We start from the raw sequence: 24,331 nt of genomic DNA, 5'->3' as shown, positions 1-24,331 counted from the left end.
TCATCCGCGCACCTCGAGCTCGACCGCGCCGCCCAGGCTGACGCGATCCCCTCGCGACAATCGGCGGCGCGAGACGCGATCTCCGTTCACGAACGTGCCATTCTCCGAATTGAGGTCCACCAGTTCCACGCCGGATCCGCGTCTCTCGAACACCGCGTGATTCCGCGATACGCGGCCGGCGGGAAAGGTGAGATCGTTTCCCACCGCGGCCCCCAGCGTCACCGGCGTGGCGTAGAGCTCGTACGAACATCCCTTTTCCTCGCCGTTCAGCACCACCAGCCGGATCAGCGGGCGGCGCCAGACCAGCGGCGCGGCACTCAAGGCGAGCAGAATTACCACACCCAGTATCACCAGCGGCAGGGGCCCCTGCCACCAGGCCCTCGCCAGGACCTCCGAGGTGACGACGTCGGCACTGAACCGGCGCTGCTCCCCTCCCACCGACACCGCCATCTCCAGCACGTGGCGCTCGGCCTTGCCGTCCCAGCGCGGATCGCGGAAGCCGATCACATACGCGCCGCGCAGGCGCTGGACGGCTCGCTGAGCCGCCTCGATCACCTTGTCCAACCCATCGAGCTTGTCGAAGCTGCCGCCCGAGCGCTGCGCCAGCGCCGCGAGCCGCTCGGATTCGGTCGCGCCGCCCGAGTCCAGCAGCAGCACCAGCACCGGGACGTGCTGCTCGTAGGCGCCCGAGATCGCGAGCACCTCGGGCACGGCGTGGCGGCTGCCGCTCTCGACGCCCCGGGTGACCAGCAGCACCGCTCCCGCCCGGCCGCGCGGCAGGCGCGCCAGCGCCCGCACCTCGCGGAACAGGTCGTCGTAGAGCGTGGTCGGACCGGCCGCGTTCTCGGACTGGAGCCGGTCCGCGAGGTCTCCGGCCTTCGCGAGCGGCGAGGAGGCGCCGCGGCCGTTCGAGCCGACGGTGGCGACGCGGATGCGATCGTTCGGCCCGGCGCGGCCGGCGAGGATCTCGAGCATGCCGCGCACGCCGCCGCCCAGATCGCGAACCAGCCCGGGGTCCATCAGCACGGTGAGCCGGAGCTCGGGGTCGCGGACTGCGACCGGAATGGCGGTGAGCTCGTCGGGCGTTCGGCCGTCCCAGGTCGGAGCGAAGGCCGAGGCGTCGAGCCCCGCCACCGGGATGCCGTCGGGGTCGAGCACCGAGATCCAGCTCTGGACCCGGCCGCCGCCCGACACGCGCACGCGGTCCACCGACACGTAGCCAAGCCGCGACTGTGCGGCCGCCGGTGCAGCGCCGACCAGCAGCAATGCCGCGAGGAACGGCACCGGGCTCGCGAGCCGCCTCACCACGCCGCGGGTCTCTTGAAGCCGAAGCGCTCGGGGTTCTCGGCGATGATCATGTTGGCGAAGATCTTGGCCACGTACTCGCTGGTCTCGCGCGGGATCAGTCCGTTCTCCACCAGGTACCAGTACTTCTTCGAGGCTTCCATCATCGGATCGCGGATCTTCATCATCGCGTTGCGCACCGCGCCCGGCCCCTGATTGTACGAGGCCAGAGCGCACATGAACTGCTCGCGCCCGAACACGCGGAGCAGGTTGGCGATCATGCGGGTAGCGGCCTGCGTCGAGCGGTCGACGTCGACGCGCTCATCCACCAGGTTGTCGACGCGCAAACCCAGCTCGCGCGCGGTGGCGGGCATCAGCTGCCACAGACCGCGCGCTCCTGCGGCGCTGCGCGCCTGCGGATCGAGCGCGCTCTCGTTCCACGCGACGAAGCAGAACACTTCCGGAAGCCGGGCGTCGGCCACCGCCGAACGGATCACGGGCTGAATGCGCGGCGCGCGGTCGAGGATCGGCTGGAACGAGCGCGGATTGCTGGAGAAGCGATCGACAAAAGTCCACACCTGGTCGGCGAAGCCGCTCGGGACGTCCTGGTCGAGTCCCAGCTCGATGGCGATGGCGCGCACCCGTCGGGTGACGTAATCGCGATTCGGAAGGTTCTCGAGCCCGGCCGGCGCCGCTTCGCTGAAGGCCTGCGCGAAATCGAACCCCTGATCGTCCGACGGCAGCTCGGGGGCGATGGTGCGGAACACGTCGGCGGGCTTGGTCAACGAAGCGCCGCGCGGCGCGAGATCGAGATACAGCAGCATGTTCGCGGCGTTCAACAGATATCCGCGCGCGAAGTCGACGTCGCCCTTGCGATAGGCGTCGATGCCGCGCTCGATATTCTGCATGGCCTGTCGCCGAAGCCTCGGCCGCGCTTCGGCCACGGTGGCGCGCTCGGTGAGCGCTTCGTTCAGCTTGAGGACGCCGAAGCTGATCGCGACCAGGGCGACGAGCGCGCCGACTCCGATCGCGATCCGATCCCAGGCGAAGGCGCGATGGTGGCGCACCTCGAAGGCCAGATCGCCGAAGCTCACCTCGTCGCCCTCGTTCAGCTCGGCACGCAACGCCGGCTCCTCGTTGACCCGCGTGCCGTTGCGGCTCTTGAGATCGGTGACGAACAGCCGGCTCCCTTCGCGATCGAGCCGCGCGTGCATGCGCGAAACGCTTTCGTCTTCGAGCGCGAGGTTGGCGCTGCCCTTGCGGCCCACCGTCACCACCCGCGCGCGAATCGGCAGCGCGCGGCGCCGGCCGCGCTCGGTGGAAACCAGCGCCCACTCCGATCGGAACAGCAGGCCGTCGCCGCCGCCTCGCTTCTCGCGGCTCGGCGCCGGGCGCTTCGACGCGCCGCGCTTCGGCTCGACCAGCTCGAGCTCGACCGAGGGGCCCAGTCGCACGCGATCCCCGGGGCGAAGTCCGCGGCGCTCGATCCGTTCCCCGTTGACGAACGTGCCGTTGCGGCTGTCCAGGTCCTCGATCGTGAGCTTCCCGGATTGGACGCGCAGCACGGCGTGCTCGCGCGAGACGCCGTCGCCGTCGATGGAGATGTCGCAATCGGGCGAGCGGCCAATCGTCATTTCGTTGCGAGTCAGCTCGACGTCCCAGGGAGCCGCCCCTTCGACGCGCACGCGGAACGTGGGCATCGAATCAGCTGGCGAGCTTCGTGAATCGGAACACCGATTCGCCGAGCCGCACCTCGTCACCGCTCTCGAGCGCCGTGCGTGTCACCTTCTCGCCGTTCACGAAGCAGCCGTTGGTGGAACCGGGATCGGTGAGCACGATCTCGTTCGGCTCGACCAGGATCACGGCGTGATCCTTGGAGACGAACCGATCGCCGGCGATCACGATCGCCTTGGAATCCGGCAGGTCGCGCGGCGCCTTGCCCAGCCGGTAAACGCCGGCCGCCAGCATGAACATGCGCCCCTTGAGCGGGCCGCCGACGCACTCGAGCTTGGCGCGAGAGCGCACTGAAAGTTCGCGCGAGAGCTCCGGCGCCGCGAGCGGTGGCGGCGGGGGCTGGGGTGGCTCGATTTCGGGCGAGGCCGAGAAGAACGCCGCCGGGGATTCGGCGGGCGGCGGCGGCGCGGGTGGCTCGATTTCGGGTGAGGCCGAGAAGAACGCTGCCGGGGATTCGGCGGGCGGCGGGGGCGGGAGAGACGCGGGCGCGGCCAATGAAGGCGGCACCGGCCGCGAGGGCGATGCCGGCGGCCCGGCCCACGACGGATGAGCCGGCGCGGTCGGTGCCGGCGGAGTCGCGGGCGCAGGCGGCGATGCCGGCGGCCCGGCCCACGACGGATGAGCGGGTGCGGGCGGTGCAGGCGGGGCCGCGGGCGCCGGCGGCGATGCCGACGGCCCGGCCCACGGCGGATGAGCGGGTGCGGGCGGCGGTTGGGGCGGCGGTGGCGGCGATGGCGGCGCGGATGCCGAGGCCGGCGGGCCGGCCCACGACGGATGAACCGGCGCGGGCGGCGGTTGGGGCGGAGGTGGCGGCGGCGGCGGCGCCGAGGGACTCATCTGCGCCGCCTGCCCGGGCCGCGAGCGCACCACGCTCGGAGTCACGATGCGCGTCGCGTCCACCGGCTCGACCTCGGGAGCAGCGATGATGGTCTGATCCACGACGTCACGCGCCTCGACCTGAAGTGGGCGCCGCCCGGTGCACCGCGGGCAACGCTTCCACGTGAGCTCCATCTCGTGGCCCTGCGCGCAACGCTTGATGATCTTCTTCCGAAACATCTCGCCCCGGGATTAGCGGACCGCCGCCTTCGCCTCCTGACGAATGATGTGGATCGCCAGGCCATCGGCGTCCTCGGCCGCTTCGCCGATCACCTCGCTCATCGTCGGGTGGGCATGGATCGCGTGCGCGAGGTCGCCCATGTTGAGGTCGGCCGCGATCGCGAGCGAACATTCGTGGATCAGCTCGCTGGCCTTGGCCCCGATGATGTGGGCGCCCAGCACCTGATCGGTATCGGCATCTCCGACCAGCTTCACGAATCCGGCGAGCTCGCCGTCGGCGATGTTGCGACCGTGAGCACGAAACGGGAATCGCCCGATCTTGAGACGCCGGCCCTCGGCCTTCGCCTCGCGCTCGGTGAGCCCCACGCTGGCGATCTCGGGGGTGGTGAAGGTGGCGGCCGGCACCGCCCGCCAGTTGGTCTGGGCGGGATGTCCGGCGATCAGCTCGACCGCGGCCTTGCCCTGCGCCGAGGCGAAGTGCGCGAGCTGCTTGATGTCGGTGACGTCGCCGATGGCGTAGAGGCCCCTGATCGAGGTCTCGAGGCGATCGTTCACGGCGATCTTGCCACGATCGCCGCGCGCCACGCCCAGCGCTTCGAGCCCGAGCCCCTCCGCGAACGGCCGGCGGCCGGTCGCCACCAGCACGGTGTCGGCCTCGACGGTTTTGCCGCCCGGGAGGGTGAGGATGGTCGAGCCATCCGGGCCAACCGAGACACCCTCGACTTTGCTGCCCAGGTGAAGCGTGATCTTCTGCTTCTTCATCTCGCGCTCGAGGGCCTGGGCGATCTCGTCGTCCTCGGCCGGCACCAGGCGCGGCAGCATCTCGATCAGCGTCACTTGCGTGCCGATCGCGGCGAAGAAGCTGGCGAACTCGCTGCCCACCACTCCCCCGCCGAGAATGGCGAGACGCCGGGGCTGCTTCGACAGATCGAGCGCCTGCTGGCTGGTGATGACGCGCTCGCCGTCGAGCTTGAAGCCCGGCGGCATCGTCGCCGCGGCACCGGTGGCGAGCACGACATGATCGGCGGTCAGGGCCGCGGAGCCGCCGTCGTTCAGCGCGATCTGAACGTGATTGGCGTCGGTGAGACGCGCCGTGCCCTTGTAGATCTCGACGTGGCGGCCGGACAGCAGCGTCTTCACGCCGCCGGTCATCTGCTTCACGACCTTGTTCTTCCGCTCGACCAGCCAGCCCCAGTTGATCTTCGGCTCGGCGACTTCGATGCCGAACTCGCGGGCGCGCCGGATCTGCTCGAACAGGTGCGCGCTCACCACCCAGGCCTTGGTGGGAATGCAGCCCCAGTTGAGGCAGGTGCCCCCCAGCTCATCCTTCTCGACGACCGCGGTCTTCAGGCCGAGCTGAGCGGCTCGAATGGCGCCGACGTAACCGCCGGGTCCCGTGCCGATGATGATCACCTGATAGTGGCGGGAGTCGGGCATGGATTCCGCGTTCATCCTGGAAGAGTGGCCAATGGCGCCGGACGGGTCCGGCGCGCACACGGCGCGAGAGAACAGCCACCGACTCTAGGAACCGACTGGGGGGCTGTCAATTCGGCGCGGAGCCGGTTCTAGCGGCCGTCCGGGAGCGGCGGAGCGCTGCGGCCCATGCGCTTCATCAGCGCGGCCATCCGGTCCTGCAGCGCCTGCTTCAGATTGTCGGGCGGGCCGCTCTGCAGCGAGCGATGATAGAACTGCAGCGCCTGCTCGTCTTCGCCGCGCGTCTCGGCCACGATGCCGAGATTGAACAGCGCCACCGGCTGGTGCGGATCCCGCTGCAGCGCGAGTCGGAACATCTGCTCGGCGAGATCGGGGCGGCTCAGGTTGTAGTAGCACACGCCCAGATCCACCATCGCGGTCGAGAGCGAGGAATCGCGCCGGATCGCCGCGCGGTAGTGGATCACCGCCTCGGACCAGTTGGCGGTGTCGTAGAGCAGATCCGCGAGCTGCCGGTGCGTGGCGACGCTGTTGGAGTCGCGGGCCAGCGCCTGGTACAGCGCGTTCGCCGCCTCCTGCTGGCGCGCGTTCGATCCTTCCACCGGCTGCTCGGCGCGCTTGCGGTTGGCGTCGATCGCGACCCACAGCACGATCAGCACGCAGATGGTGCCGAAGACCAGCCAGAGCTGCAGCGACTGCTGGGCATCGCGCGGGCGCGGCGGCCGCGAGCGGATGATGTGGCGCCGGACGTAGACCGGACGCTCGGGCGGCTTCACCGCTTCGTGGAGCGGGTGGCCGCAGTGGACGCAGGTCGCGCTGCCCGGGGGATTCTCCTGCCCGCAATCGGGGCAGCGAAGGCTTTCGGTCATGGGTGTGGGTGACTCCCTACGGGTTGGGCTGGCGAATATAGGAGGGTGCTCACACGCCAGCAACGCGCGCCGTTGATTGCTTCGGTCGCCGATGCTAGCGTGATGCCCTTCCATGCGCCCGCGTCGTCTGTTCTCCATGCTGGCGCTGCTCGCGGCAGCGCCTCTCCTGACTCCGATCGCACGCGCCGAGGACGCTCGCCTCGTCGTGCTCCACACCACCGATCTCCACGGCGCGCTCGACGCCTGGGACTATGGAACGGATCGCCCCGCGCCGCGCGGCCTGACGCGGCTCGCGACCCTGGTCCGGCGCGTGCGGGCCGAAGGCCGCCCCACGGTGCTGCTCGATGCCGGCGACGCAATTCAGGGCGGCGCCGCCACGGTGTTCGCGAACGGCGCGGATTCCCTGCCCGATCCGATGATGACGCTGATGAACGCCATCGGCTACGACGCGATGGCGGTCGGTAATCACGAATTCGACTTCGGAGTGGACCACCTGCGCCGCGCCCGGCGGACCGCCCGCTTTCCCTGGCTGGCTGCGAATGTGGTGAAGGACAACGGCGCCGAGGCGTTCGATGGATCGATGGTCCGCACCGTCGGCGGATTGAAGATCGGCGTGGTCGGATTGTGCACGCCGGCGGTGCCGAGCTTCACCGACTCGAGCCGCTGGGAGGGGTTGCGCTTCCTCGAGCCGATCGAGTCGGCGCGACGCCAGGTGGAGCGGCTGCGGGACATCGAGAATTGCGACGTGGTCATCCTGCTCGCCCACACCGGCCTCGAACGCGATCCGGTGACCCGCGCCGATCGCCCCGCCGACACGCCGGGCGAGAACTGGGGCTTCCGTCTGGCCGAGCAGGTGCGACGGGTGGATGCCATCGTGCTCGGCCACACTCACGTCGCGGTTCCCTCGGCTCGCGTGAGCGGGGTCCTGCTGACCCAGGCCGGCCACGGTGGCGAATCCCTCGGACGCATCGACCTCCGACTGACCCGGATCAACGAGCGTTCGCCCTGGGTGGTGACCGAGGTCACCTCGCGACTGATCGCGGTGAACGATTCGGTTCCCGACGACAGCACGGTAGCCGCGCTGGCCGCCCGCTATCACGAAATCGCGCGCGAGAAGCTGTCGGCGACGGTCGGCAACGCCGACGCCGAGCTGCGAGCGCCCGCCGGGCGGCTGGCCGAGAGCGCCCCGTGGGATCTCATCCAGCGCGCCCAGCTCGACGCGACCGGAGCCGACGTCTCGCTGGCGGCGCTCCCCGATCCATCGGCGGCGCTCGGCCCGGGCGCGGTGAGGGAGCGTGACCTCGAACGACTCTACCCGTACGAGAACACGCTGCTGGTGGTGCAGCTGAGCGGCGGCGAGCTGAAGCGCGTGCTCGAGAAGTCGGCGAGTCTGCTCTCGAGCTACGACTTCACGCACCAGCAATCCCGATTCGTCCCCGGCGCGCCGGCCTACAACTTCGACATGGCGAGCGGGGTGAGCTACGAGGTCGATCCATCGCGACCGGTCGGGGATCGGATCGTCAATCTCAGCTTCCGCGGCGCCCCGCTCGACACCGCGCAGCTCCTCAAGGTCGCGGTCAACAGCTACCGGGCGCTCGGCGGCGGCGGCTTCCCGGCCTTCCCTGAGGCGCCGCACCTCGCTCACGACCCGCGGCTGGTGCGCGACCTGATCGCCGACTACGTTCGCCGCCAGGGCGTGCCGGACCAGCCGCTGACCCCGGGCTGGTCGATTCGTCCGGCCTTCGCGGTGAGCCCCGAGCGCCCGCTGGTGGATCTGCTGGTGCGGCGGAAGGCGTTGACGTCCGACGAGGCGTTCGCGCTCGATCCGAACGCCCAGATGGGCCGCTCCGCGTTCGCGGGCTGGATGTCGCGCGTCATGGGGCCGAAGTTCGGCGCCGCGATCGGCGGATCGAAGTCGGGCTCGAAGGGCGGTGCGGCGAAGGAGCCGCCGCTCACGCAGACCGCCGCGCTCGATCTCGCCGAGAAAGCCGCACGCTCCGCCCACTACGCGTTGAGCCCGCGCTCGCCGGATCTCGCGTTCCGTCGCGGCCTGACCACGGGCACCTCGCTCACCGACGGCTCGACCGCGTCGCTCGAAACGTCTCAGGCGCTCGGGCTGCTCGCCAATCTCCGCTATCCCACCCTGCAAGTCCTCGAAACCACCGATTTCCACGGCGCGATTCTCCAGACCGCTCGCGAGCGGAACGGCGATCGCCTGGTGGGGAGCTCACCGGTGCTGGCGGCCTGGGTGGCAGAACTGAGACGCACCAATCCCGAGGGGACGGTGCTGCTGGACGGCGGCGATTGGTATCAGGGCACGATGATTTCGAACCTCCAGTTCGGGCGTCCGGTGATCGAGCAGATGAACGCGCTCGGCTACGCCGCCGCCGCGATCGGCAATCACGAATTCGACTGGACCGCCGATACGCTGGCGCGACGCATCCGCGAGCTCCACTGCGCGGCGCTTGGCGCCAACCTGGTCGAGCGCAAGACCAACAAGCTTCCCTCGTGGGCGAGGGCCGACACCACCTTCTTACGACGGGGCGTGCGCGTGAGCGTGCTCGGTCTCTGCTATCCCAAGACACCGTCGGTGACGCTCGGGAAGTACGTTGCGCATCTGCGCTTCGACGACGATTCGGCGACGGCGGCCCGCCGGGTCCCGGCGCTGCGCAAGAAGAGCGACGTGGTGATCGAGGTGGGTCACATTCCCGCCGAGACCGACACCGCCCGCCACGCGCGCGGCGATCTCGCCCGGCTCGCCCAGGTCCCGGGCGTCGACCTGTGGCTCGGCGGCCACAGCCACAACCAGGTGCTCGACGAAGTCCGCGGCATTCCGGTGATGATCGCCGGGCTGCACGGCGAGGTGATCGGGGTGTGCGATCTGGTGGTGGACGCCCTCCAGCACAAGGTCGTGGAGCGCCGGGCGCGACTCCAGCCGACGCTGGCCGAAACCTATCCGCCCGACAGCGCCATGGCGGCGCGAGTGAGCCGCTGGAACGAGGCGATTGGGCCGATCGCCGGCCGCGTGCTCTGCCGCAACGCGCGCTGGCTCGGGCGCGAGCGAAGCGGCGAGTCCGCGGTCGGCAGCCTGGTGGCCGACGCGATGCGCGAAGCGACCAGGGCCGACGTCGCGATGCAGAACAGTGGCGGACTGCGCGCCGATCTCCCCGAAGGGATCGTGACCGAAGGCGCGATCTACGAGGTGATGCCGTTCGACAACACGATCTTCTCGCTGGAGCTGACCGGCACCGAAATCCGCAGCGTGCTCGAGGAGGGGCTGGCCTCCGGTCGTATCACCCAGGTGAGTGGGATCAAGTACTCGTACGACCTCAGCCGGCCCAGGGGCTCGCGCCTGCTGATGCTCTCGCAGGCGGACGGCCAGCCGATCGATCCCACCTATCACTACCACGTGGTGGTCAACAACTTCATGGCGGGCGGCGGCGACAACAACGACACGCTCACCAAGGGCCGCAATCGTCAGGACACCGGGCAGAACGTGCGCGACGCGCTGCGCGACTACGTGGTGGCGATGGCCGGGGGGAACGGCGGGTTGCTCGACTACCGCGCGGACGGGCGCGTTCAGCGCAGCTCGTTGTCTCCGACCGACGCGCCGTCCTCGTCGCGCTGACTCGCAGTCCGCCGGAGCGGTCGAGCGCCTCGGCTACTGGCCGTTTCCGGTCGAACCGCCCGCCGCGCCCGAAGGGTTCGCGAGGCCGATCCCGGCGCGCTGGAAGTAGTCGCGCACGCCGCTCGCCAGCTCGCGGCCCATCGATTTCTGGAATCCCGGATCCCGGAGCAGCCGGGCCTCCCGCGGGTTGTTGATGAATGCGACTTCGACCAGCACCGACGGAAATTCCACCGACTTCAGCACCACGAATCCGGCCTGCTTCACCCCGCGCGCCTCGAGCCGGTCGCTGGAGATGTGGTCGAGCAGCGATTCCGCGAGCAACTGGCTCTTCTGCATCGCCGAGCTCCGCTTGACGTCGTAGAGAATGTTGACGAGGTCGTCCTCGGCGTGCTGCGGCACCCCACCGACCAGGTCGGCCGCGTTTTCGAGGTTGGCCAGGTCCGCGTCGGCCTGATCACTGGCGCCGCGCACCGACAGGAAATAGACCTCGGTGCCGCTGCCCGAGCCGCGACGCTTGGACGAGTTCGCGTGGATGCTGATGAACACGTCGGCCTTGGCCTTTTCCGCGATCCGGTAGCGGTCCTTCAGCGGAATGAACCAGTCGCCGTTGCGCGTGAGCAGCGCGCGCATTCCGGCCATCCCGTTGATCTCGTCCACCAGCGACCTGGCCACCGCCAGCGTCACGTCCTTTTCGCGGATCCCGTTGGGCCCGAGCGCGCCCGTGTCCTCGCCGCCGTGACCGGGGTCCACCATCACGATGCGAATGCGTTCCTTCTTCTTGGTGGCGGCGATCACCGCGAGCCGCTGATCTTCGGCCGCCTCACCGCCGCGCTTGTCGGCGTCCACCACGATGCGGAACGCCTTGTCCTCCTCGGGGGGCAGCGAGAACACCCGGAAGTGCGTGCTGTCGTGGAGCACGACGTGGAAGCGCGCACCGGTCGCGCCGGTGGCGATCTCGACCGAGTCCACGACGCCGTCCCCGATGCGCATCACCGAAGGCACCGAGTCGGCGCGGCTGATCGCCTCTCCCGGGATGCTGATCACCAGCTCACGCGCGTCGCCCGAGTCGGGCATCACGCCCGACACCGGCGCCGAGAAGTCGAACACCACGCGGGTATTGGCGGGCGCCGCCCACGAGCGGACCGCGAGCAGCCGGACCGACGGCGCGGGTGGAGGCGACGCGCTCCGCGGCTTCGCGGCAAGCGCCGCGGGCAGCGCCAACATCAGGATGAGCACGGCCGGCCTCACCAGCCGACCGGCGCGAGCAAACTTCATCCGCAAGACGGGAGCCCTCCGTGGCGCGGAACGCGCGCGCGTGGCGCGGGCGCGTCGGAAAGGACGCGAGGGGCATCCTGCCCCCCGCGTCCGTGCACGAGCCCCGCCAGATTACTCCTGAATCTGCAGCGGCACGAACTGAGAGCTGTCGCCGCGGCGCACCAGCAGCACGGCATGACGCTTGCCCGACTTCTTGGCGGAAGCGATGGCCTTCGAGAAGTCCTCGGACGAGGCCACGCTCTTGCCGCCGACTTCCTCGATCACGTCGCCGGGCTGCAGGCCGGCCTCGTCGGCGGGGCTCGAGTCCTCGACGTCGGTGATGATCACCCCGGCGTCGAGCTTGGCGGCGCTCAGCTCGGAGCGCGACATGTCGCGCACCTTGAGCCCCGCCGCGCTCGCCGGAGATTCCGGCGCGTTCTTGTCGTCCGGGCTCCCCTGGTTCGAGGCCAGCACGTTCTGATCGCGCTGCGACAGCGTCACGCTGACCGGAACCTTCTTGCCGTCGCGCAGCACCACCAGATTGACCTTCGAGCCGACCGCGGTGTCCGCGACCTTCAGGCGGAACTTCTGCAGATCCGTCACCGGCTGGCCCTGAAACTCGACGATGACGTCGTTGCGCTTGAGACCGGCGCGTTCGGCCGGCTGGCCGGGCACCACGTCCTGGATCACGACGCCCTGATCACCCTTGATGCCGAAGCCCTCCGCCAGCTCGGGCGTCAGTTCGGCGAGCTGAACACCGAGCCAGGCGCGCGACACGCTGCCCTTGGCCACCAGCTGCTCGGCGACGTGCCTGGCGAGGTTGATCGGGATCGCGAAACCGATGCCCTGGCCGCTCGGATTGATCGCGGTGTTGATGCCGATCGCTTCGCCGCGGATGTTGCAGAGCGGTCCGCCCGAGTTCCCGAAGTTGATCGAGGCGTCGGTCTGGATGAAGTCCTGGAAGGCCGGCGTCCCGCCGAAGATGTTCAGATTGGAGCGACCCTCGGCACTGATGATGCCGACCGTCACCGAGCCCTTCAGCTCGCCGAGCGGATTCCCGATCGCGATCGCCCAGTCGCCGACCCGCAGATTGTCGGAGTCGCCGAGCGGCAGCACCGGCAGATTGTCGGCGTCGATCTTGATCACCGCGACGTCGGTCTCGGGATCGGCGCCCAGCACCCTGGCCTTGAACTGGCGCTTGTCGTTGAGCGTCACCGTGATCTGATCAGCGTCACGCACCACATGATTGTTGGTCAGGATCCGCCCCTGCGAATCGATGATGAATCCCGATCCCGACGACGGACGGTAGGTCGGCTTCCGTGGCGAATCCTCGCCGAAGAAACGGCGGAACAGCTGCTCCTGCGGATCGTCGGAGTCACCACCGCCGACCTTCTTGCGGACGTCGATGAACACCACCGCCGGCAGCGCCTTGTCGACTACACCGACGAACGGGCTCTCGGGCAGCGCGGCCGACGCCGATGGGGCGGCCGCGCTGGCCGGAACCGCGAACACCGAACCATGATTCGCCGCGGTGCCGTGGGAGAGATCGAGCCCGGCGCTCAGGCCGAGGCCGGCTGCAACGCCGACCAGTACGAGCAGGGCCGCGACAACCACGTAACTGCGCGGGTGAATCGGCCAACTGGGGGTCTTCATCGGGTGCTCCTCCGAGTTCTCGAGTCGGCGCCGTGCGTCCGGGGGTATCGGGAATGCAAGCGGCGCGCTGGCGTTCGTGGGTTGTGATGGTGAAATACGGGAATGAGGTTACCGGCTGTTTCCGCTGCCCTGTCACAGCCGGGTCAATTGTGGCCCGGCGCGGCTCGGCGCGCCAACCGGCGCGGCACCACCGGCAGCGGGTGGATGCGATGCGCGCCGCACACTAGACTGCGCCGCCATGTCCGACGAGGTGGTGTTCCTGGCCGACGCCCATCTCGGCGTGGAGTCCGGAGCGCGCGAGTCCGCTCGCATCGCGCACCTCCACCGATTCCTGGAGTCGCTTCCCGGCCACGCGCGTTTACTGGTCATCGTCGGGGATCTCTTCGATTTCTGGTTCGAGTACCGAACCGCCATTCCGCGCCAGCACTTCGCCACGCTCGCCGCGCTCCGGCGTCTGCGCGACGCGGGTGTGGAGATCACCTATCTCAACGGCAACCACGATTTCTGGTTGGGGCCGTTCCTGTCGGAGGAGATCGGCGCCGTCACTCGCAGCGGGCCGATCGCGCTCGAAACCCAGGGTCGCAAACTGTGGATCCATCATGGTGACGGCCTGATCGGCGGCGATCTCGGCTATCGGGTGCTGCGCCGAGTGCTGCGTCATCCGCTCAGCATCCGCCTCTATCAGCTGGTGCATCCCGACCTCGGTATCCCTCTCGCCCACTGGATTTCGGGCCGCTCGCGCGACGCCCGCGATCCGAACCGCTTTCCCATCGAGCGCCTGTGGACGGAGGTCGCTCTGCCGCGCTTCGCGGAAGGCTACGACGGAGTGATCATCGGCCACTTTCACCGGGCCTTCGAGCGTAGAGAACCGGGCCGCCAGCTGCTGGTGCTCGGCGACTGGATCGATCAGTTCACCTACGCCCGCCTGAGAAACGGCCAGCTCACCCTCGAGACCTGGCCGGCGCGCTGAGCGCGACTCTCCGGCGGGCTTTGCCCCTCCGCCCTCGAAATCGGCTCGCGCGCCAGCCGTGGTGGGCTCACCGTGCGACACGGCCTCGTGGCCGCATGGCGCGAGATTCGACGTGAAAGCGGGAGGCGGAGTTGGGCGGCGGAGCGGCGGGAAAGGTTCGGAAGTGGTTAGAACTGAAGGTCCACCGAGAAGCGGTGGGAGTCCCCGAGGTCGAACTGCCAGGGGACGAAGGCGTAGTCGAAGTGCACGCTCTGAGTCGCGTAGCCCGCGCCGAGTGTGAAATTGCTGGAAGCGTCGTTGATCCGCCATCCGGCGCGCAGTGCGCCGCCACCGAGCGCGGTGATTTCGGTGCCCAGCATGCCGATACCCGAGGCGCCTTCGGCGAATCGACCCTCGAGCGAGCCTCGCAGCGTGAGCCCGTGGCCGAACAGATGCGCCATCGAGAGCCCGGTCTGCACCGCTTTCGGCAGCGGAACGTCTCCCCCGGGCACTCCATCGATCGTGAAATGGCCCGCGCGGCCCAGATTGTGGAGGCTCAGGCTCAGTCGTGAGCCGTCGAGGATCGGGGGATCCCAACTCGCGCCCGCGTCGAACGCCCAGGTCTGCGCGGACTCGTCGGCGATCCGCTCGCGCACCAGCTGCGTCGAGCCACCCAGCGAGAAGCCGCTCGCGAGGCGATGCCCGTAGCTGAGCTTGAACTCGAGATCGTGCGAGCCGAAGCTGCCGGTGAGGTTGCCGAGGTCGTCGCGCTGGTCGATCGCGTCGCTGTAGTACGCCCGCACCGACATGCCGAGGCCACCCCCCCACAGGCCGGTCCCGACCGACATGGCGTCGTAGCGGAGGTCGGCGAACATCTCGGCGTGGTTGGCGCTCACCTGAACGCCGCGAACTTCCGCGAGGCCGGCCGGATTCCAGAACGCGGCTTCGGCCCCCTGGGCGATCGACGAGTAGGCGCCCGCCATCGACGAGGCGCGCGCTCCCGCCGGGATTTCGAGGAACGCGAAGCCCGCAGGGGTCGCCCGCGCCGGGCCGGCGGCCACAAGGCCCGCGAGCAACCCCAGGGCGGCGAGCCGGGCGGGCGCCCGGCCGGGCCTGACCGGGGAGCGTTTCAACGTGCTGGTGGGTTTGGGCAGGTTCATGGCTCGAGGAAGGCGAATGCGGCGGGGACGCTTCATGCCCTACCGGCGGTCGGCTGATCTGGTTCCAGGTAATGAGAAACGGGACCCGGAAGGGTCCCGTCTCCAGTATCGGCTGGAATCCTCTCGCACCTCAAGCGCTAGCGGCGCTGCCGTGCCCCTCCGCCACCCTCCCCGCTGGTCCGCGCCACGCCGCCTTCGCGCGCCGCCTCGCGGCGAACGCCGCCCGAACTCTGGCTGGGGGCGCGTTCGACCCGCGGCGCGGAGGTGCCCGGCCCGCGCGGGAAGCCGCCGCCCGCGCGCTCAAGGCGCGGCGAGCCGATCGGCACCCGCTGGAATCCGCCTTCGCCGCGCAGGTAGCGCGGCGTTCCGGTCCCGTTCATCCGGCCGCCGCCCTCCCACTGCCGGAACTGGCGCCGCTCGTAGACGGATGGGGCGCCCCGCAGCTGCCGGCTGACGTCGCCGGCGCGCGGCGAAATCGCGCCGCCGTCCCGCGCGCTGCGTCCGACCGGCACGAATTCGCGCAGACTGCCGGGCTTGGTCACCCCGCCGGCCAGCATGCCCGGCGGAAGATCGCGCAGCGGCTGCCCGTTCCGGCTCGCCTCGCGATAGACGCTCGGCGGGATGTAGTTCGGAGGCGGCGCCGACTTGTACCGCTGCAGCCCATCAGCGCCCCACAGATCACGCCAGCGATGCCATCCGTCCCAGGACGAATACCAGGTGGCGCCCGGCCCATACGGGCGGCGATAAGCGGGCGGGCAGCCGTCTCGATACACGTACACGAAGTAAGGAACCGATCCGAACCAGTAGCGCGGTCCCCAGTACCACGACCAGTTGACGTGGAAATCGAATGCGGTGCAGGTCGTGTAGTAGGGATCGAATCCATCCCACCACGCGTACTGCCCGGGGCGGTGGCAGTCGTAGCAGAGGTAGCGCGGATAGCGGACCTGCTCGTGAACGTAGTAGCTCACGTAGGTGGTCGCGAAGCTTTCGGGATCGTCGGCGCTCGCCACGACGCGACGGCGGATCCTCTCCATGGCGACGAACGGGTCGCCCACGATCTTGCCGTCCGCGGTGACGCCTTCCTCCTGATCCGGCTGGCCGACGTAGCCGATCCCCTCGGCCTGCGGGTTCTCCGGGCGCAGGTACCACGGCAGGCTGTCGAAGGGCGCGCGCGAGGCGATCGCCACCACGAAGCCCTGCCCGGTCTGATCGTCCACCACCAGCTGATTGCGGTCATCGTCGGGCAGCTCGATGGTCCGTCCGCCCTGCACCGGTCCCTCGCGTCCCGGCGGCGGGAACAGCAGGTGGACGCCGCCCTCGGAGTCGATCTCGTAAACGAGGAGGAACGCGTCCTCCGAGAGACGCGACTTGATGCTGATGACATCGCCGGGCTGATACACGCCGTCGTTGCCGCGATCGGTCCACAGCTCGACGGCGAGTCCGCTCGCCGACGCCACACCGGGTGCGCACGCCAGCGCCAGAAGGACCAGCGTCCTCAACCAACGCAACGATGTCATGATCCCGCTCCTTCCCGCGGCACGGGCGGCCTGGCCTCGTGAACCGCGCTGCGTCGAGGCCGGCGAAACTCGGAGAGCCAGATGATTCTGCTCCGAATTCCCGCCCCGGCAAAGCTGATTGACCCCGACTTGTCCCGCATTTTGCGAGTGGCGCATTCGCCCGCCCCCTCCTAGCTGGCGACCCGGCGCTGGCGCCCTCCTTCGCCCCGCGTCGGCGACATCATCAGCTCGCGGTTGTTGGGGTCGATCTGATACGCCCAGTCGAATACCACCAGCGCCGGGCTGACCGAGGTCACTCGGAACTTGGCGTAGTTGAAATTGCCGCCGTTCGAGATCCGCACCACGTAGCAGTGGCCGGGGATCAGCTCGACCATGCCGGTAGCGGACCAGCCGGCGCTGGGCGCGAAGTCCACGGCGTCGAGCGTGCCGGCGTAGCCGGCGTCCTGGACATCGGTGTCGACGAACGGGGCGACCATCTCGAGCACGCCGCCCGCCGAGTGGAAGTAGAGGTCGGTCTGCAGGTCGTTCCAGGGCCGCACCGAGTAGCTGGAGAAGTCGTAGCCGGCGGTCGCGGGGCCATCCACGTCGTCGGTGAGGCCTCGCCCGAACCCTTCCGGCCGCGGCGTGTCGTAGACGTCCTCGTACGAAAGCGGGCTCTCGTTTCCGGCGTGGTCATAGGCCAGGATCGCGAAGTAGCGCGTGACGCCGTTAGTGAGCCCGCCCACCACGAAACTGGTGCCGGCGGTGACGCCGACCAGATCGTAAGGACAGCTCGGCCCGCTCGAACAGCTGCTCTCGTAGATCCGGTAGCCGGCGACGTCGGGCTCGGTATTGGCGAGCCAGCTCAGGTAGGCGGCCTGGTCACCGGTGACGCTGGCGAGCCCCCGCGGCGCGGCCGGGGGCGTCATGTCGCGAGGCGGCGCGACCACGGTTTCGTCGTCATTGCATCCCGCAATCAGCAGCAGGGTCGCGATCATCATCGTCACACGTTTCATACCCGCCTCCACTCGATCGAACTCGCACGGCTCACGGCTGAGAACGATCAGGGGCAACGCTCATGCCATGGATAGGATGAGCGTGAAGCGTGGGAGAAACGTGGAGATTGTTGGGATATTCGATGGTTTTCGGGGTCTGGACGCCCGCTCGAGTGAACGTATCCGTACGGCGGGCGTAGCGCGTGCGCACCGGTGTGGCGGTGGCGCCCTCGGGCCCGCGCAGTCAAGGAAGAGGTTGTGCGGCGAAGACTGTTGAAGCTCAGGCCCACTCGCCCAGGTCGTTGAAATGCCGTGGCCGTGGTAGGGCAATTGGGCCGATTGGGCAGCCATCAACAAACTTCGCCGCACGGCCAAAAGAAATCAGGACACCGGTCTAACATCAGGCGTCTTCAGCCAGGACATCCCCCAATGTTGGCCGAATTCGCGTATTGACCGGTGTCCCGATATCCCAGAGCCGCGTTCGCGTGGCGGTACTGCCGAGGCAACGCCGTCGTTCCGTGCCGCTACGCCGTCAAACCAGTCCAGCTCCAGGTAAGGCTCTGATTTCTGGCTCTTGAACTCTCCAAGCTAGCCGGCCGTGAGGGCGGTGCGTTGTCGTGTGACGGGGCTCGTACCCTCGACCGATCCCCACCGCACCGGCTAGCCCAGATCGTCGTCCGGCGATGCGTTGCCGGGCTTTTTGGAGGTCCCCCCCCTCCGCCAGCGCGTTAGAGCAGCACTTGTGCCACGGCGTGAGGCCTTCGCAAAGTTTCGGTCATCGACCTGCGGGACAAGAGGTTGTGAGCATGTGGCACCTGTCTCGGTCGCGGCACCCGAGCGTGGTGGTGTTTCCCGAATCCGAAAAAAAGAATCGAGGCCCGCGAAATCCGCGCTAAGTCGCGGTTTTTCACGGGCCCCGGCTATGAAATCTTTTGATACCCGCTTGTCAAGCGATGTTCAGATCCGGCGCCGCCTCTCGATCTGGAGCGAGCGGATCTTGGTGAGCAGAGTCGGATAGCTGAGCCCCAGGTCACGCGCGGCGCGCGCCTTGTTCCAGCGATTGCGTTCCAGGGCTTCGGCGATCATCTTGCGCTCGAGCAGCGAGATGTTGCTTCGGAGCGAATGACCGTTCGCCTTTTCGGGCTCACCGGCCGGAGCTTCGCGCATTTCGGGCGGCAGCAGGTCGAGCCCCAGCGTGTCACCCTCCTCGGCCAGCACGATCATGCGCTTGAGGGTCTTCTCCAGCTCGCGGACGTTTCCCCGCCAGCCGTACTCCAGGAACACCTGCAGGACGCGGGGGTCGAGCCCGGCCACCTTCTTCTCCATCTGGCGCGCGAACTGGGCGAGGAAGTGCTGCACGAGCACCGGAATGTCCTCGCGCCGCTCGCGCAGCGCCGGCACGCGCACGGTGATGTCGTTGAGGCGGTAGTAGAGGTCCTCGAGGAAGCGCCCGGCCTTGATGCGCTCGCGCAGGTCGCAACCGGTGGCGCAGATCACGCGAGCGTCCACCTTCCGGCTGCGCGTGGCGCCGACCGGTCGGATCTCGCTGCGATCGAGCACGTGGAGCAACTTCGCCTGCACCGACTCGGGAATCTTCTCGATCTCGTCGAGGAAGATGGTGCCGCCCTCGGCCTCTTCGAACAGGCCGGTCTTGTCGCGCGTCGCGCCGGTGAACGCACCCTGCACGTAGCCGAACAGTTCGCTCTCGAGCAGCTGCTCGGGCAAGGCGGCGCAATTCACCTGCACGAACGGACGATCGCGCCGCGACGACATCTCGTGCACTACCTGCGCGAGCAGTCCCTTGCCGGTGCCGGTTTCGCCCATCAACAGGATGGTGGCGTTGCTGTCGCCCACCTTGGTGAGCAGGTTGAGGATGCCCGCCATTTCGGCCGACTGCGAGACCACGCGCTCCATCCCGGGCGTGGGCTTCAGCCGATCGCGGAGCTGACGATTCTCGGCGAGCAGCAGCGAGCGCTGCGCCTCGACGATCGCCACCGCCGCGCTGTTGGCCAGCACCGCGAGCAGATTCAGCTCGCGCTGGCGAAAGGCGCCGAGCAGGCTGTCGTTCAGGCGGTCGAGATAGACGAGGCCCACCGACTGCGAGGGGAAGTTGAGCGGTACGCACACTAGTGAACCCACGCCGTCGAGCGAATCGGTCATGGCGGCGGCGAACCGCGGATCCGCCACCACCCGGCTCGAGAACAGCGGGCCGCTCTCTCCCAGCCTGCCGCCCGAAACGTCTTCCAGGACGCGCAGGATCCGGCGCGCGCGATCTCTGCCCAGCCCGTGCTGAGCCACCACATCGAGCCGCCCGCCCCCGTTGCTGAACGCGACGAAGCCACGATCGCCACCGGCGTGCTCGACCGCCAACTTCACGGTCTGGGCGAGCAGTCCGTCCATGTCCGAGGTCTCGCGAAACAGCCGATTGGCCTCCTCGAGCGCCCGGAATTCGTTGCAGGTCGAAAGCGAGACGGCCACGTACTGGCGCTCGAGCTCGCGCCGCAGCGTGACGGCACGATCTCCGGCCGCGGCGTCGCCCGACTCGGCCAGCCAGTGCTCGGCCTGCTCGAGCAGAGAAAGCGCCTGGTCGTAGTGCTCGCGCTCGGCCTCGAGACGGGCCAGCGTCAGCATGGCTTCGGCGGCGAGCGGCAGCACACCCAGCGAGCGGAACATGGCGGCGGCACGCCGCGCCGCGTCGGCCACCGGCTCGAGCGGCGCGCGGAGCCGGACGCTGGAAGGCAGCAGGAACAGCGCGTCGCCGCGCGTCAGCAGCGTGAGTGCCAGCTCGAACACCTCGCCGAGCTCCTCGAAGCACTGGGCGGCGGCGCTCAGCCGCACTTCCATGCCGGCCAGGTTTCCGCTCGCCGCCTCGAGGCGGCCGAGCGCGCGCTCGGCGATCGACTGCTCGATCCGATCGCCGATCGAATCGGACAGCGCCACGCCGCGCAGCAGGTGCGTCTTGGCTTCGTCGAGACGCTCGAGGTCGAGCAACGCCATGCCCACCCGGATCTCGAGCTCGGCCGACAGATCGCCGTGCGGAGCGATGTGCAACGCCTCTTCGAGCGCCGGCTCCAGCAGCGCCAGCGCCTGGGCGGGATTGCCGCGATCAAGCTGGAGCTCGCCGAGGAATTCGCGCGCCAGCAGCAGCTCGCGCTGCGCGCCGACCTGCTGCGCCAGCTCGAGACCGCGGCGGAACTGCTCCTCGGCCCGCTCGAACTGCCGGCGGCGCCGGGCGAGCAGGCCCAGTGCCAGCACCGCCATCGATTCTCCCTGCACGTGGCCGGTCTCGAGCGAGATCTTGAGGGACTGGCGGAAGTTCTCTTCGGCGAGATCCCACTGCCCGAGGCGGTAGCGGATCAGGCCAAGGTTCTGGTTGTGGCTCCGCATGCGCGAATAGAGCCCGGCGCGGTTGTCCAGCTCGAGGGCCTGCTCGAGGAAGCGGGTGGCTTCCCGCCATTCGCGAAGGTTCTTGTAGACGAGCCCGAGGTTGTTGAGCGCGTTCACCAGGCCGTCGTTGTCGCCGATGCGCCGGAAGGTGGCAGCGGCGTTCTGCAGCCACTCGATCGCCTCCATCGGGCGGCCCAGGCGCGCGCAGCACAGACCGAGCGTGACGCCCACGGCGCCGACCGTGCGGTGATCATCGGTGTCGCGGAGCACCGAGTAGGCATGCAAGGCGTAGCGATAGCTGCGGCGGTACTGCCCGAGCTCGCTCAACGCGAACGACATGCGGGCGGCGATGCGCGCGGTGATGCGCGGATCGCTCAGAACCCGGGAGACGCCACGGGCCTCGCGAAGCGGTCTCAGCGAGGGCTCGTGATCTCCCCGTCGCGCGAGGGCTTCGGAAAGCCGGAGCAGCAGGCGAGTGCGCTCTGCGGGAGAGTCGACACCGACTTCACGGAGGGCCGCGGTGAACTCCTCGATGGCTCCCGAGAAATTGTCCGCAGCCAGATGCAAGTCGCCGATTGCCTCGTGGTGCCGCGCCGCGTCTTGCGCGGAAGAACTGGCACGAGACAGATCGGGGGGGATCGCTCTTTGCACGTTCTCGAACCCTCAGGTGAAGCAGTATCGATCCGACTCCTCGGTGGTTCGGTCCGAAGAGCCGCTAGCGTTAGACTCTGGTTCCGCCCTGACCCCAGACAACAGGTGCTACGGGGCGATCCCCAGATACCGCGCCATCAAGAACACACGGGCCATCCGGATCACTTGCGAAATCGTCATCGCCGCCGGCCCCGAGCCAACAGCGCCCCGGCTGGCCACGCTCATCGAAGAAGAAGAGCCGGCCGATCCAGAGTGCTGCGGGAGCGAACTGCCAGGCGAATCCGGTTCCCCGGCGTTGCTTGGATCCGAACTCGACGAGTACCAGGTGAGGCCCGGTCCATCCTCACTCGCCCGCTGCGGCGAGATGGGGTTGGCGCGGGCACCCGATACCCCGAGCGCGAGAACGCCGAGTAAGGCCAGCGCGATCAGGAGCCTGCTGCGATATTTCTGCATACTCTTCCTGCTCCCCCACTGGCGTTGATAAAACGGACAAACGGCTGCGACCCGCTTGGAGGAGAGCGATCACAACCTTCGCTTCGGAAACCGGGGACCTTCCAAACCTTCGAGCCACAAGGAGTATCCCGCCCGCTTGGACGGGCGTCAATGACGATTTCACCAACCTGTAACGACAGCACCCCTTTGGACGTGCCTCCCGGCTCCGGCGATTCGGTCCAGGTGCTTCAGCGCTTCGGATCGGCGGCAACTTCTTCCGCAGCGAGCCGAGCGAGGCCATAGCGCAGACCCTGGGTCGAGCAGACCAGCGCCGGGCTGGGGAAGCGGTCCGCCAGCTCGTCCACGGCCAATGCCCCGGCGATGACGATGTCCGCACGTCCCTCTCCCATGGCGGGCAGGCCCATCCGCTGCGCGTGCGACATCCCGCAGAGGCGCAGCACGATCTCATGCAGACGCTTGCGTTCGACCACCCATCCCTCGAGAGCACCGGGATCGTAGGCCTCGAGGCGCCGATCCAGCATCCCGATCAGCGTCACCGTCCCCCCCACCCCCGCCAGTAGCGGGGTCGATCGCGGCATGCTCGCGCAGCGGGATTCCAGGGTCGCCCGGACGTGCCCGCGAAGGGATTCGATCTCGCCGGGTTGAGGCGGGTCGTTGCGCAAGAAGGACTCGGTCAGGTTGACGGCGCCGAACGGCAGGCTCGCCCAGCGCCCGGATTCTGTGCCGACCCCGCTGATGACCTCGGTGCTTCCGCCGCCGAGGTCGAACACGACGCATGCGGCACGCTGCGCGCGAGCGCCGAGGCCGAGCACCACCGAGCGGTACACGAGGCGCGCTTCCTGGTCGCCCGTGAGGATGCGCGGCGAGAGGCCGCTCTTCTCTTCGATCCGCTTCGCCACCTCCGGCCCGTTCTCGGCCGACCTCAGCGCCGCGGTGGCCCCGAGCAGGATGTGCCGCGCGCCGAGCCCGCGCGCACGGCGGGCGAACTCGAGCGCCAGATGGGCGGCGCGCTCGGCCATCTCATCGGAAATCCGGCCGCTCTGGCCGAGCCCACGCCCGAGCCGGCAAGGTTCTCCCGCCCGCGCCACGGTATGGAGCGTCGCCAGCTCCGCAGGGTTGCCCTCGACGTCGGCGACCAGCAGTCGAATCGAATTCGTGCCCAGGTCGATCGCGGCGACGCGCATCACAAGGCCGGTGCGTGGGTCAGAGCAGGAAATCCTCGAGCTCGCGGTTGGACGTGGGTTCGGCCTCGAGCCCGACGCGTGCGGGCGGCTCGGCAGGTTGATCCGAGATCCATCCCGCCTCGTGCTCGGCGGGCGTGGATGCGGTCGGTGTCTCCGCGGCATCGGCGAGCGGTTCCGTCGTCCGGCTCTCGGTCGAGAGCGCCCAGCGGAGGACCGGGTGAATACCCCCGTGAGAGGGGCTGAGCGCGAACATCACGCGCTTTCCGCTCCGCACCCCACGGACGATTCCCTCCTTCTGGAGGGCCTGGAGGTGCCGGGTCGTACAGGACTGCGAGAGCCCGACCTCGGCGGCCAGCTCTGTCACGCAGCGCTCGCCGCGGGCGAGCCTCATCACCATTCGAAATCTCGAGGGATCACTCAGGCAAGCGAGAAAACGCTGAGCGGGAGGGGTCGAAACCGACATTGCATCGCCATGCATAACATCAGCGGTCGTTGACCGCAACTCTTTTCCTCTGTTAGCGTCGCGGAGCAAGCCGTTGATTCCATCCGGAGCGCTCGTGCCGGCCCTTCCTATTTCAACCGACCCACTCCTGCCGCCGAGCTTCTTCGGCCTCGGCCGGGACCGGCTCGCCGGTCTGCTCGCCGACTCCGGGATCGAGGCCTATCGCTCGAAGCAGCTCTTCAGCTGGGTCTATCAACGCCGGGAACTGAACCCCGGTCGGATGACCGATCTTCCCGCCGGGCTGCGCCGGGATCTCGATCGGATCGTCCGCCTCGACCTGCCGGCACCCGCCGAGCTGCACGCTTCGCCCGACCGCGCCACCCACAAGTTCGTGCTCGAGCTGGCGGACGGAGAGCGCGTGGAGTGCGTCTCGATGCGCACCGCGCGCCGGCTCACCCTCTGTCTTTCGAGCCAGGTGGGCTGCGCCCTCAAGTGCTCCTTCTGCGCCACCGGGCTGATGGGGCTCCGGCGCAATCTGGCGGCCGAGGAGATCGTCGCCCAGGTGCTGGTGATGGGGGATTTCCACGGCTGGGAGGACGACCGGTTCAACCTGGTCTTCATGGGGATGGGCGAGCCGCTCGCCAACTACGCGCCGGTGATGGAGGCGATCCGCATCCTCCACGATCCGCTCGGCATGAATCTCGG

Annotated in this window: 16 protein-coding genes; 3 read left to right on the top strand and 13 right to left on the bottom strand. The window is 68.8% G+C overall.

Annotated elements, in window-relative coordinates:
- The 5 genes from VMJ70_13790 to VMJ70_13770 form a co-directional block, all read right to left on the bottom strand.
- Positions 1–1,308 carry an FHA domain-containing protein gene (locus VMJ70_13790; protein HTO92196.1) on the bottom strand — a complete coding sequence of 436 codons (1,308 nt, stop codon included), beginning with the start codon at positions 1,306–1,308 and terminating at the stop codon, positions 1–3.
- Complete coding sequence (locus VMJ70_13785) at positions 1,302–2,984, bottom strand: FHA domain-containing protein (GenBank protein ID HTO92195.1); 1,683 nt, start codon at positions 2,982–2,984, stop codon at positions 1,302–1,304. The genes VMJ70_13790 and VMJ70_13785 overlap by 7 nt, the downstream gene beginning before the upstream one ends.
- Positions 2,985–2,988: 4 nt before the next feature.
- A complete protein-coding gene (locus VMJ70_13780; GenBank protein HTO92194.1) occupies positions 2,989–4,074 on the bottom strand; it encodes an FHA domain-containing protein in 1,086 nt (361 codons plus the stop codon).
- 12 nt (positions 4,075–4,086) lie between these two features.
- Positions 4,087–5,511: a dihydrolipoyl dehydrogenase gene (gene lpdA / locus VMJ70_13775; protein ID HTO92193.1), complete on the bottom strand. Its 1,425-nt coding sequence runs from the start codon at positions 5,509–5,511 to the stop codon at positions 4,087–4,089.
- 128 nt (positions 5,512–5,639) lie between these two features.
- Complete coding sequence (locus tag VMJ70_13770; protein HTO92192.1) at positions 5,640–6,374, bottom strand: tetratricopeptide repeat protein; 735 nt, start codon at positions 6,372–6,374, stop codon at positions 5,640–5,642.
- A gap of 112 nt (positions 6,375–6,486) precedes the next feature.
- On the opposite strand from VMJ70_13770, the gene VMJ70_13765 reads away from it, so the two are divergent.
- Positions 6,487–10,002, top strand: coding sequence for a 5'-nucleotidase C-terminal domain-containing protein (locus tag VMJ70_13765; GenBank protein HTO92191.1), 3,516 nt, complete (start codon positions 6,487–6,489; stop codon positions 10,000–10,002).
- Between the two features lie 33 nt (positions 10,003–10,035).
- Here the strand turns inward: VMJ70_13765 and VMJ70_13760 are convergent, their stop codons facing one another.
- Both VMJ70_13760 and VMJ70_13755 read right to left on the bottom strand, forming a co-directional pair.
- Entirely contained in the window at positions 10,036–11,238 is a 1,203-nt protein-coding gene (locus VMJ70_13760) for an N-acetylmuramoyl-L-alanine amidase (protein ID HTO92190.1), read from the bottom strand.
- Positions 11,239–11,388: 150 nt separating this feature from the next.
- Positions 11,389–12,909: a Do family serine endopeptidase gene (locus VMJ70_13755; protein ID HTO92189.1), complete on the bottom strand. Its 1,521-nt coding sequence runs from the start codon at positions 12,907–12,909 to the stop codon at positions 11,389–11,391.
- Between the two features lie 238 nt (positions 12,910–13,147).
- Between VMJ70_13755 and VMJ70_13750 the strand changes: the two genes are divergently transcribed.
- Positions 13,148–13,879: a UDP-2,3-diacylglucosamine diphosphatase gene (locus tag VMJ70_13750; GenBank protein ID HTO92188.1), complete on the top strand. Its 732-nt coding sequence runs from the start codon at positions 13,148–13,150 to the stop codon at positions 13,877–13,879.
- A 167-nt stretch (positions 13,880–14,046) separates the two neighbouring features.
- On the opposite strand, the gene VMJ70_13745 is transcribed toward VMJ70_13750, so the two are convergent.
- The 6 genes from VMJ70_13745 to VMJ70_13720 form a co-directional block, all read right to left on the bottom strand.
- Positions 14,047–15,054, bottom strand: a complete 1,008-nt coding sequence (locus tag VMJ70_13745) for a PorV/PorQ family protein (GenBank protein HTO92187.1) — start codon at positions 15,052–15,054, stop codon at positions 14,047–14,049.
- A 101-nt stretch (positions 15,055–15,155) separates the two neighbouring features.
- On the bottom strand, positions 15,156–16,535 hold the full coding sequence (locus VMJ70_13740; protein HTO92186.1) for a DUF4384 domain-containing protein: 1,380 nt from the start codon (positions 16,533–16,535) through the stop codon (positions 15,156–15,158).
- A 170-nt stretch (positions 16,536–16,705) separates the two neighbouring features.
- The gene (locus VMJ70_13735; GenBank protein ID HTO92185.1) at positions 16,706–17,530 is read right to left on the bottom strand and encodes a fibronectin type III domain-containing protein; all 825 of its coding nucleotides are present in this window, start codon (positions 17,528–17,530) and stop codon (positions 16,706–16,708) included.
- A gap of 936 nt (positions 17,531–18,466) precedes the next feature.
- Positions 18,467–21,463 (bottom strand): sigma 54-interacting transcriptional regulator, encoded by a 2,997-nt coding sequence (locus VMJ70_13730; protein HTO92184.1) that lies wholly within the window; start codon positions 21,461–21,463, stop codon positions 18,467–18,469.
- A gap of 764 nt (positions 21,464–22,227) precedes the next feature.
- Positions 22,228–23,184, bottom strand: coding sequence for a Ppx/GppA phosphatase family protein (locus tag VMJ70_13725; GenBank protein HTO92183.1), 957 nt, complete (start codon positions 23,182–23,184; stop codon positions 22,228–22,230).
- Positions 23,185–23,203: 19 nt separating this feature from the next.
- A complete protein-coding gene (locus VMJ70_13720) occupies positions 23,204–23,647 on the bottom strand; it encodes a metalloregulator ArsR/SmtB family transcription factor (protein ID HTO92182.1) in 444 nt (147 codons plus the stop codon).
- Positions 23,648–23,741: 94 nt separating this feature from the next.
- Between VMJ70_13720 and VMJ70_13715 the strand changes: the two genes are divergently transcribed.
- The coding region (locus VMJ70_13715) for a hypothetical protein (GenBank protein ID HTO92181.1) at positions 23,742–24,331 on the top strand (590 nt) is incomplete at its 3' end.

Source organism: Candidatus Sulfotelmatobacter sp., from assembly GCA_035498555.1.
Taxonomy (GTDB): Bacteria; Eisenbacteria; RBG-16-71-46; order RBG-16-71-46; family RBG-16-71-46; genus DATKAB01.
This window is presented reverse-complemented; position numbering and strand designations above follow the sequence as displayed.

Bases quoted from the DNA above. Each gene is read 5' to 3' on its own strand.
- VMJ70_13770 (HTO92192.1), bottom strand. From the start codon at position 6,374: ATGACCGAAAGCCTTCGCTGCCCCGATTGCGGGCAGGAGAATCCCCCG.
- VMJ70_13745 (HTO92187.1), bottom strand. From the start codon at position 15,054: ATGAAGCGTCCCCGCCGCATTCGCCTTCCTCGAGCCATGAACCTGCCC.
- VMJ70_13735 (HTO92185.1), bottom strand. From the start codon at position 17,530: ATGAAACGTGTGACGATGATGATCGCGACCCTGCTGCTGATTGCGGGA.
- VMJ70_13725 (HTO92183.1), bottom strand. From the start codon at position 23,184: ATGCGCGTCGCCGCGATCGACCTGGGCACGAATTCGATTCGACTGCTG.
- VMJ70_13720 (HTO92182.1), bottom strand. From the start codon at position 23,647: ATGTCGGTTTCGACCCCTCCCGCTCAGCGTTTTCTCGCTTGCCTGAGT.
- VMJ70_13780 (HTO92194.1), bottom strand. From the start codon at position 4,074: ATGTTTCGGAAGAAGATCATCAAGCGTTGCGCGCAGGGCCACGAGATG.
- VMJ70_13750 (HTO92188.1), top strand. From the start codon at position 13,148: ATGTCCGACGAGGTGGTGTTCCTGGCCGACGCCCATCTCGGCGTGGAG.
- VMJ70_13740 (HTO92186.1), bottom strand. From the start codon at position 16,535: ATGACATCGTTGCGTTGGTTGAGGACGCTGGTCCTTCTGGCGCTGGCG.
- VMJ70_13755 (HTO92189.1), bottom strand. From the start codon at position 12,909: ATGAAGACCCCCAGTTGGCCGATTCACCCGCGCAGTTACGTGGTTGTC.
- VMJ70_13785 (HTO92195.1), bottom strand. From the start codon at position 2,984: ATGCCCACGTTCCGCGTGCGCGTCGAAGGGGCGGCTCCCTGGGACGTC.
- lpdA (HTO92193.1), bottom strand. From the start codon at position 5,511: ATGCCCGACTCCCGCCACTATCAGGTGATCATCATCGGCACGGGACCC.
- VMJ70_13765 (HTO92191.1), top strand. From the start codon at position 6,487: ATGCGCCCGCGTCGTCTGTTCTCCATGCTGGCGCTGCTCGCGGCAGCG.